This is a genomic window from Jatrophihabitans sp. (assembly GCF_036388195.1).
Classification (GTDB): Bacteria; Actinomycetota; Actinomycetes; order Mycobacteriales; family Jatrophihabitantaceae; genus Jatrophihabitans_A.
The window spans coordinates 1-8,599 of sequence record NZ_DASVSG010000004.1; the positions used below are offsets into that span (position 1 = coordinate 1).

At 70.9% G+C, this 8,599-nt stretch carries 7 protein-coding genes; 3 read left to right on the top strand and 4 right to left on the bottom strand.

Features of this window, described 5'->3' with window-relative positions:
* The 3 genes from VF612_RS00180 to VF612_RS00190 all read left to right on the top strand — a co-directional run.
* A partial coding sequence (locus tag VF612_RS00180; RefSeq protein WP_408657825.1) for a methylmalonyl-CoA mutase family protein occupies window positions 1-850 on the top strand: 850 nt, incomplete at its 5' end.
* A gap of 59 nt (window positions 851-909) precedes the next feature.
* A complete protein-coding gene (locus VF612_RS00185) occupies window positions 910-1,884 on the top strand; it encodes a tetratricopeptide repeat protein (protein WP_408657826.1) in 975 nt (324 codons plus the stop codon).
* A gap of 194 nt (window positions 1,885-2,078) precedes the next feature.
* Window positions 2,079-3,311: a DUF3152 domain-containing protein gene (locus VF612_RS00190; RefSeq protein WP_408657827.1), complete on the top strand. Its 1,233-nt coding sequence runs from the start codon at window positions 2,079-2,081 to the stop codon at window positions 3,309-3,311.
* 113 nt (window positions 3,312-3,424) lie between these two features.
* Here the strand turns inward: VF612_RS00190 and VF612_RS00195 are convergent, their stop codons facing one another.
* The 4 genes from VF612_RS00195 to glgB all read right to left on the bottom strand — a co-directional run bounded on the left by VF612_RS00195 (window position 3,425) and on the right by glgB (window position 8,517).
* Window positions 3,425-4,420: a pirin family protein gene (locus VF612_RS00195; RefSeq protein WP_408657828.1), complete on the bottom strand. Its 996-nt coding sequence runs from the start codon at window positions 4,418-4,420 to the stop codon at window positions 3,425-3,427.
* A 245-nt stretch (window positions 4,421-4,665) separates the two neighbouring features.
* Window positions 4,666-4,866 (bottom strand): hypothetical protein, encoded by a 201-nt coding sequence (locus tag VF612_RS00200; protein WP_408657829.1) that lies wholly within the window; start codon window positions 4,864-4,866, stop codon window positions 4,666-4,668.
* A gap of 307 nt (window positions 4,867-5,173) precedes the next feature.
* A complete protein-coding gene (locus VF612_RS00205; RefSeq protein ID WP_408657830.1) occupies window positions 5,174-5,947 on the bottom strand; it encodes a hypothetical protein in 774 nt (257 codons plus the stop codon).
* A 137-nt stretch (window positions 5,948-6,084) separates the two neighbouring features.
* Window positions 6,085-8,517 carry a 1,4-alpha-glucan branching protein GlgB gene (glgB, locus tag VF612_RS00210; RefSeq protein ID WP_408657831.1) on the bottom strand — a complete coding sequence of 811 codons (2,433 nt, stop codon included), beginning with the start codon at window positions 8,515-8,517 and terminating at the stop codon, window positions 6,085-6,087.
* Window positions 8,518-8,599: the final 82 nt, after the last annotated feature.

Genomic DNA, 8,599 nt, shown 5'->3' on the forward strand with positions numbered 1-8,599 from the left:
GTCGTTCTTCTTCGACGCGCACGTCGACTTCTTCGAGGAGATCGCCAAGTTCCGCGCGGCCCGCCGGATCTGGGCCCGCTGGCTGCGCGACGTCTACGGCGCGACGACCGACAAGGCCCAGCAGCTGCGCTTCCACACCCAGACGGCCGGCGTCTCGCTGACCGCCCAGCAGCCGGACAACAACATCGTGCGGACGGCGGTCGAGGCGCTGGCGGCGGTGCTCGGCGGCACCAACTCGCTGCACACGAACGCCCTCGACGAGGTGCTGGCCCTGCCGAGCGAGAAGGCGGCCCAGATCGCGCTGCGCACCCAGCAGGTGATCGCCGAGGAGATCGGCGTGCTCAACGTCGCCGACCCGCTCGGTGGCTCGTGGTACGTCGAGGCGCTGACCGACAAGATCGAGGCCGAGGCCGAGAAGATCTTCGCCCAGATCAAGGAGATGGGCGGCGACGGCACCATGACCGCCGGCCTGCTGCGCGGCATCGAGGACGGCTGGTTCACCGGCGAGATCGCCGAGTCGGCGTTCCGGTACCAGGTCGCGCTGGAGAAGGGCGACAAGCGGGTGGTCGGGGTCAACGTCCACCAGGGCGAGTACGGCGAGCCGCTGGAGATTCTGCGGGTCTCCCACGAGGTCGAGCGGGAGCAGCGGGACCTGGTGCAGCGCCGCCGCGCCAGCCGGGACTCCGCGGCCGTCACCGAGGCGCTGCAGCGGATGGTGGCCGCCGCCGAGGCCGGGCAGAACACCGTGCCGGCCATGCTGGACGCCGTCCGCGCCGAGGCGACCCTGGGCGAGATCTGCAACGCGTTCAAGCCGCTGTGGGGCGAGCACCGCGAGCCCGCCCGGTTCTGATGGGCGGGCGAGGCCGGGTAGCCGGGCCGCTGATCGGCTGCTGAGCCGGGACTGGAAAAATGTCAGTCATGCGTCCTGGTTCCCGTCCCGCCCGTTCTAAGTCCGCGCCGTCCCCGTCGCCTGCCGCCATCGCGGCGATGTCGGGGGCGGTCGACCTGGCTGCCGTGAAGGCCCGCTCCGAAGCCGCCGCCCGCGCGGCCAGCGCGCCGCCGCCGTCCGGCGGGAAGTACGTGGTGGCCGCGACCGAGGCCAACTTCCAGGCCGAGGTGCTCGACCGCTCCTTCCAGGTGCCGGTGTTGCTGGACCTGTGGGCGGAGTGGTGCGAGCCGTGCAAGCAGCTCTCGCCGCTGCTGGAGCGGCTGGCGAACGAGTCCGGGGGCAGCTGGGTGCTGGCCACCGTGGACGTGGAGGCCAACCAGCGGATCGCCCAGATGCTGCAGGTGCAGAGCATCCCGACGGTGTTCGCGGTGATCGGCGGCCAGCTGATCCCGGGCTTCCAGGGCGCGCTGCCGGAGCCGCAGGTGCGCGAGTTCCTGGCGGCGCTGCTGCAGGCGGCCAGCCAGGCCGGGCTGTCCGGCCCGGGTGCTGGAGCCGATCCGGAGAGCGGCCCGCCCGCGCCGCCGGAGGACGAGCGGTTCACCGCCGCCGAGGACGCGCTGGAGGCCGGTGACTTCGACCTGGCGGCCGAGCGCTACCAGGCGATCCTGAACGCCGAGCCCGCCAACGTCGAGGCCCAGCTGGCGTTGCGGCAGGTGGGGCTGCTGCGCCGGCTGTCGGTGCTGCCGCAGGACGCGCTGCACGCGGCGGTGCTGGCGCCCGATGATGTCGACGTGCAGCTCGCCGCGGCCGATGCCGAGCTTGCCGCCAACCAGGTCGAGGCTGCGTTTCGCAGGCTGATCGGGCTGGTGCGGCGGCTGCGCGGGGAGGACCGGATGCCGGTCCGGGACCGATTGGTGGAGTACTTCGAGCTGCTCGGCCCGGACGACCCGCGGGTGCCACCGGCGCGGCGGGACCTGGCCAACGCCCTGTTCTGAGCGGCGGCGCCTCCCGGTCCGCTTCGACTGACATGCCCTCCGGTCGCTCTGGCGACCCGAGGGCATGTCTGTTGTGCAGCTGCGTACACCAGCCGGCTGGGCAACGGATTGGCAACGTCGGCCCCGTTCGCCGGCCGGCGGGTGAGTCTGGCTGGCAGCATCACGCCCATCCCACGAGGTGGCAGGAGGGTCCGATGCGCCGTCAGCCCGTCCGAACCCTGGTAGTGGTCTTGCTCTGTATAGCCGGCTGCGTTGTCGGTGTCGGCCAGCCGTCCGCTGCGGCCGCGCCCCAGATCGTCTACACCTACCAGGTGCGCGGGTTGGCCAACAGCAGCAGCCTGGAATCGTTCGCGGCCGCGGCGGCGAGCACCTACGCCGACCGGTTGGGATGGGGTCTGGGCGGCTCGATCGCCTTTCGACGGGTCGCCTCGGGCGGGAGCTTCACGCTCTGGCTGGCCGCCGCCAGCCGGGTGCCCGGCTTCGGGTGGCCCTGCGACAGCACCTATTCCTGCAGAGTCGGCCGCAACGTGGTGGTCAACGAGACCCGCTGGTTGACCGGCTCGCCATCCTGGAATGCCACCGGAGCCTCGCTGGCCGGCTACCGGCGGATGGTGCTCAACCACGAGACCGGTCACTGGCTGGGCTTCGGCCACGGGTTCTGCGGCGGTTCGGGTCAGCTCGCGCCGGTGATGCAGCAGCAGTCCATCTCGATGCAGGGTTGCCGTCCGAACGCCTGGCCGACCGTCAGCGAGCGACGCCGGCTGGCCGTTTCGCGCGGCGTGCCAGACCGCGCCGGCAACCCGGTGGGCAGGGTGGACAACGTGACGCCAGGGGTAGCGGCGGTCTCCCTACGTGGCTGGGCGATCGATCCGGACACCGCCGCGGCGACCCGGGTCACCGTCCAGCTGGACAGCAGCGTGGTCACGGTCCGGGCCGACAGCCTGCGCGCCGACGTCGGCAGCCACTATCCGGGTTACGGCAACAATCATGGGTTCCGGTTGACGCTGAATGCGGCTCCAGGCTGGCACACCGTGTGCGTACGCGCGCTGAACGCCGCCGGCTCCGGCGCCACGGTGTCGCTGGGTTGCCGAACGGTGTTCGTCAGCGGCACCCCGATCGGGCACCTGGATTCGGTGGTCCCGTCCGGGCAGGGAATTCTCGTGACCGGCTGGGCACTCGACCCGAACAGCACGGGGGCGGTGCCGGTAGTGGTGTCTGCGCGGCCAGGTGGCCAGGTCAGCATCTGGGCCAACCAGACGCGGCTGGACGTGGGCGCGCACTACCCGCGCTGGGGCGCGGCGCGCGGCTTCAAGGTGCTGATGCCAGCCAGTCCGGGACTGCACGAGGTATGTGTCTACGCGCCCAACATCTACGGGATTGGCAGCACCAAGACCCTCGGCTGCCGGTCGGTGTCGGTGCCCGGCTGATCGGCGCGCTTGAGCTGACCTGCTCGGCAAGCTACCGCCAGTGGCCCGCGGCCGGGAAGGCAGACGCTGCGCGGGTGGCAGACGCCGTGCCGGGTCGCGGGCCTCGGCGCGGGTCAGTCCTCCAGCGGGCTGCGCTGGCCGCGCGGGACGTGCGGCATGATCGCGTTCGGCGGGATCACGCCCAGCCGGCCGGCCTGGTAGTCGGCCACCGTCTGCTGCAGCTCGGCGCGGGTGTTCATCACGAACGGGCCGTACTGCGCCATCGGCTCCCGGATCGGCTCGCCGCCGAGCAGGATGACCTCCAGCGTGCTGGTCCGGCTGTCCTGGCGGGCATCGGCGCTGACCGTGATCCGGTCACCGGGCCCGAACACCGCGAGCTGGCCGGCGTGGATCGGCTCCGCCTTCGGCCCGACCGTCCCCGAGCCTGCCATCACGTAGCCGAGCGCGTTGTAGGTCGGCTGCCAGGGCAGTGACAGCTGCGAGCCGGCAGCGATCGAGGCGTGCAGCAGGGTGATCGGGGTGTGCGTCGATCCCGGACCCTGATGACCGTCCACCTCGCCGGCGATCACCCGCAGCAGCGAGCCGCCGTCGGCGCTGGCCAGCAGGGTGATCTGGCCGGCCTCGATGCCCTGGTAGTTGGGCGTCAGGAACTTGTCCTTGGCCGGCAGGTTCACCCACAGCTGGAAGCCGTGGAACAGCCCGCCCTCTTCGACCAGCTTCTCCGGCGGGGTCTCGATGTGCAGCAGCCCCGCGCCGGCGGTCATCCACTGGGTCGAGCCCTCGGTGATGACGCCGCCACCGCCGTGGGTGTCCTGGTGGATGAACTGGCCCTCGATGAGGTAGGTCACCGTCTCGAAGCCCCGGTGCGGGTGCCAGTGGGTGCCCTTGGGCTCGCCGGCGGCGTAGTCCACCTCGCCCATGTGGTCCATCATGATGAACGGGTCCAGGTAGCGGTAGTCGATGCCTGCCATCGTCCGGCGCACCGGAAAGCCTTCGCCCTCCATGCCAGCCGGCGCGGTAGACACCGCGAGCACCTGGCGCTCGACGTCGCCCAGGGCGGCCCCAGCCACCCGGGGCAGGGTCATGGTGTCAGCAGTCACCGCAGCCATATCCTCAGCCTCCTCAGTTCGTTGCGTCTGCAACTACATGCCTGAACTACAGCTCCGCCCGCTGTATTCCATGGTGGCTCACACGCGACCGCCGCACACCGGGTTCGCGGGAGCGGCTTCGGCGCACGGCGGTCGTTGAGTGGCTGGTGAGTGCTTGCTCGGGAGATCTCGGCTCGACTGGCACGCGAATTCGTCGCCCTGGCGTGCGTATCCGCATCGCGTCGGCGGATAACGCAGGAAGGGGGTCAGGCGACCTTGTCGTCGGTCCCTGCGACCTTGTCATCAGGCGTGAGGGCGACCTTGTCGTCAGGCGTGAGGGCGACCTTGTCATCCGGCGACACCACGGCGACCTTGTCGGCGGGGCTCACCTTCGCGCTCTTGTCGGCGAATGCGGGGTTGGCGCTGCCGAGGATTCCGCAGGTGAGCAGAACTGCGATGCCGGCCATGGCGGGGCGGAACAAGCGACTCATCAAAGGCCTTCCGTGTCGAGGGGGTTGAGTTACCAATCGCCCTGATGGGGCCTGGAGTTGAGTTCCGCCGCACGTGACGTGGCGCACGCCCCCCGGCTACGGCCGATCGGGGTGCCCCGCCTGCTACCGGGCGCCGACCCTCACGCCGCAGGCTGGGCTTGCGTCGATGGCCCACAAGCCGAACTGACCGCCGCACCCCGTGGGCAGGTGCGGCGGTCAGCCATGATTCCGCGGTCCTCTTCCCAGCCCTGCTGGCGAACGCCGCAGTACCGGGAGGCACGGCTCAGGGAGCCGGGGTCTGCAGCGCAGTCAGCGCCGCCGTGGCGCTGGCCAGGTGCTGCTCGGCGGTGTCCAGCGCCAGCCCGGCAGCCGCGAGGTCGCTGTGGGCTGCGGCCTTCGCGGTCCGCAGGCCGGTCACGCTCGGGGCGGCCGGCATTGCCAGGGCGGTGGCCCGGGCGCTGGTGGCGCTGACCTGCGCCTGGCCGACCTGGGTGGCCAGGTCCGCCAGCGGGGTGGTGACGGTGCTGACGTCAGCACCCTCAGCGGCCAGCGTCGCTGCCGCATCGCTCACGGCGGTGGCATCCGTGGTCAGCGAGGCCGCCGCGGCCTGCGCCTTCGCCGCGGCCAGCAGGACCTTGAACTGCAGATCGGCGCCCTGGACGGTCCGCTGGCCCGCCTGGGTGGCGGCCTGGATGGCCTTGGCCGAGGTGGCGGCGGTGACCGCGGCAGCGTCGGCTGCCAGCGCCGTGAGGTCGGCAGCGGTGGCCGCGGCCAGGGCGGACTTGTCGTCCGCGGACAGCAGCGGTGAGGCGGCCTCTGCTGCCGCGATCCGCTTCACCCGGGCGACGTCGGCGGCCAGCGCCTTGCTGGCGCCCTTGCGTACACCGGCCAGCTTGTCCACCGGCTTGTGCGTGGCGTGGCTGTGCGAGGTGCGGCTGTGCGCGGCCGGCTTGGTGTGGCTCTTCCCTGCGGCGAAGGCCGGGTTGCCGGCGGCGAGCACGCCGCAGGTAAGCAAAAAGGCAATGCCGGCCGTGGCCGGACGGATCAGGCGAGACATTCAAGTTCCTCCGTGTCGATTACGTTTAGTTACGAATCGACCAGAGGAATGCCGAATTGAGTGACTCTGCGTGACAGGTTCCGCTGATTTGCGGCGGTGTGGGCCGGTCTCGGCACCTAGCCCTCACCTCCTGCTGCCTACCGGTGGCTGTCCCCAGCCGTAGGAGCCCGCAACTCGGCGACACCCGCATTCTTGGCGACGCCCGCATTCCCGGCGACGCCCGCATTCTCAGCGACCCCGGCGTCCTCACCGGCTCCGGCGTCCTCGCTCAGTCCGGCGTCCTCGCTCAGTCCGGCGTCCTCGCCGGCCTGCGGTTCGGCCTCCGCGCGGTAGCGCAGCCACAGCGCGCCCAGCGGCGGCACCCGGACGGTCGCCGAGGTGGGCTGGCCGTGCCAGCTGTCACCCCCGGCAGTGATCGCGCCGAGGTTGCCCACGCCGGAGCCGCCATAGATCTCGGCATCGGTGTTGAGCACCTCGTCCCAGCGGCCGGCCTTGGGCAGTCCCAACCGGTAGAACTCGTGCGGCACCGCCGAGAAATTGGCCACGCACGCCAGCACCGAGCCGTCGTCGCCCCATCGCAGGAACGAGAACACGTTGCCGGTGGCGTCGTTGGCGTCGATCCAGTTGAAGCCCTGGGGCAGGGTGTCCTGCGACCACAGCGCCCGGTCGCCGCGGTACTGCCGGTTCAGGTCGGCGACCACCCTGCGTACCCCGGCGTGCTCGGCGCCGTCGAGCAGCCACCAGTCCAGCGCGCGTCCCTCGCTCCACTCGCCGCCCTGGGCGAACTCCGAACCCTGGAAGATCAACTGCTTGCCGGGGTGTGCCCACATGAAGGCATAGAGCGCGCGCAAGGTCGCCATCTGCTGCCAGCGGTCGCCAGGAATCTTGTTCAACAGGGAGCCCTTGCCGTGCACCACCTCGTCGTGGCTGAACGGCAGCACGTAGTTCTCCGAGTACGCATAGACCATCGAGAACGTCATCTCGTGGTGGTGGTACTGCCGGTGGACCGGCTGGTGCTCGATGTAGCCGAGCGTGTCGTGCATCCAGCCCATGTTCCACTTGAAGCCGAAACCGAGGCCGCCGAGATGGGTCGGACGGGTCACGCCCGGCCAGGACGTCGACTCCTCGGCGATCGTGATCACGCCGGGCACCCGCTTGTAGACGGTGGCGTTCATCTCCTGCAGGAACGCGACCGCCTCCAGGTTCTCCCGGCCCCCATGAATATTGGGCAACCACTCGCCGGCCTTGCGGGAGTAGTCCAGGTAGAGCATCGAGGCCACCGCATCCACCCGCAGGCCGTCGATGTGGTACTCCTCCAGCCAGTACAGGGCATTGGCGACCAGGAAGTTACGGACCTGGCTGCGGCCGAAGTCGAAGACGTAGGTGCCCCAGTCCGGCTGCTCCCCGCGCCGCGGGTCGGCATGCTCGTACAGCGGGGTGCCGTCGAAGCGGGCCAGCGCGAAGGAATCCTTGGGGAAGTGCGCCGGGACCCAGTCCACGATCACCCCGATGCCGGCCTGGTGCAGCGCGTCGATCAGGTAGCGGAGGTCGTCCGGACTGCCGAACCTCGACGTCGGGGCGAAGTAGGAGGACACCTGGTAGCCCCACGAGCCGCCGTAGGGATGCTCGGCCACCGGCAGGAACTCGACGTGGGTGAAGCCGGTGTCGCGGACGTAGTCGACCAGCTCGACGGCCAGCTCCCGGTAGGTCAGGCCGAGCCGCCAGGATCCCAGGTGCACCTCGTAGATCGACATCGGCGCGGCGTGCCAGGCGGTGTGTGCCCGGGCCGCCAGCCAGTCGCCGTCGCCCCAGACGTAGGAGGAGGTGAACACCACCGAGGCGGTCGCCGGCGGCACCTCGGTGGCGAAGGCCATCGGGTCGGCCTTGTCACGCCACTCGCCGTCGGCGCCGAGGATCTGGAACTTGTACCGGCAGCCGTCGCCGACGCCCGGCACGAACAGCTCCCAGATCCCCGGGCCGCCCATCGAGCGCATCGGGAACGCCCGTCCGGACCAGTAGTCGAAGTCACCGACCACCCGGACCGCCCGGGCGTTGGGCGCCCAGACCGCGAACGAGGTGCCGGTCACCTGCCCGTCGGGGGTGTCGTAGCTGCGCACGTGCGCGCCCAGGACGTCCCACAGCTGCTCGTGCCGGCCTTCGCCGAGCAGGTGCAGATCGAGCTCACCCAGCGTGGGCAGCCACCGGTAGGGGTCATCGACGATGAACTTCTGCTCGCCGTAGCTGACCTCGAGCCGGTAGTCGGTCGGGCCGACGTCGAGGACCGCGCCGAAGATGCCGCCGGGGTGCAGCTGCTCCAGCGGATAGCGCTGGCCCTTGATCACGGCGCTGACCGCGCTGGCCTCCGGGCGCAGGGTGCGGATCGCGGTCCTGCCCGGCCCTGCCGGATGCGCGCCGAGGATCGAGTGCGGGCCCGAGTGGGTGCCGGCGGCCAGCCGCTCCAGGTCCGCGGCGCTCGGCGGCAGCTTCGGATGCTCCTGCTCCTGCGGGGTGGGCGTGGCGCCCTGCGACTCGGCGGGGCTGGGATCGTCGTGCGGCGACGTGGCAGCCATCGGTGTGTCGACGGGCTTGTCCGGCGGGACGGATGCTGTGGCCGCAGTGGGTCCGCCGGCGGTGGTGGCGGCGTCGAGTGCA

Coding starts and splice junctions, on each gene's coding strand:
- VF612_RS00190 (WP_408657827.1), top strand. CDS start 2,079: ATGCGCCGTCAGCCCGTCCGAACCCTGGTAGTGGTCTTGCTCTGTATA.
- VF612_RS00205 (WP_408657830.1), bottom strand. CDS start 5,947: ATGTCTCGCCTGATCCGTCCGGCCACGGCCGGCATTGCCTTTTTGCTT.
- glgB (WP_408657831.1), bottom strand. CDS start 8,517: ATGGCTGCCACGTCGCCGCACGACGATCCCAGCCCCGCCGAGTCGCAG.
- VF612_RS00200 (WP_408657829.1), bottom strand. CDS start 4,866: ATGGCCGGCATCGCAGTTCTGCTCACCTGCGGAATCCTCGGCAGCGCC.
- VF612_RS00195 (WP_408657828.1), bottom strand. CDS start 4,420: ATGGCTGCGGTGACTGCTGACACCATGACCCTGCCCCGGGTGGCTGGG.
- VF612_RS00185 (WP_408657826.1), top strand. CDS start 910: ATGTCAGTCATGCGTCCTGGTTCCCGTCCCGCCCGTTCTAAGTCCGCG.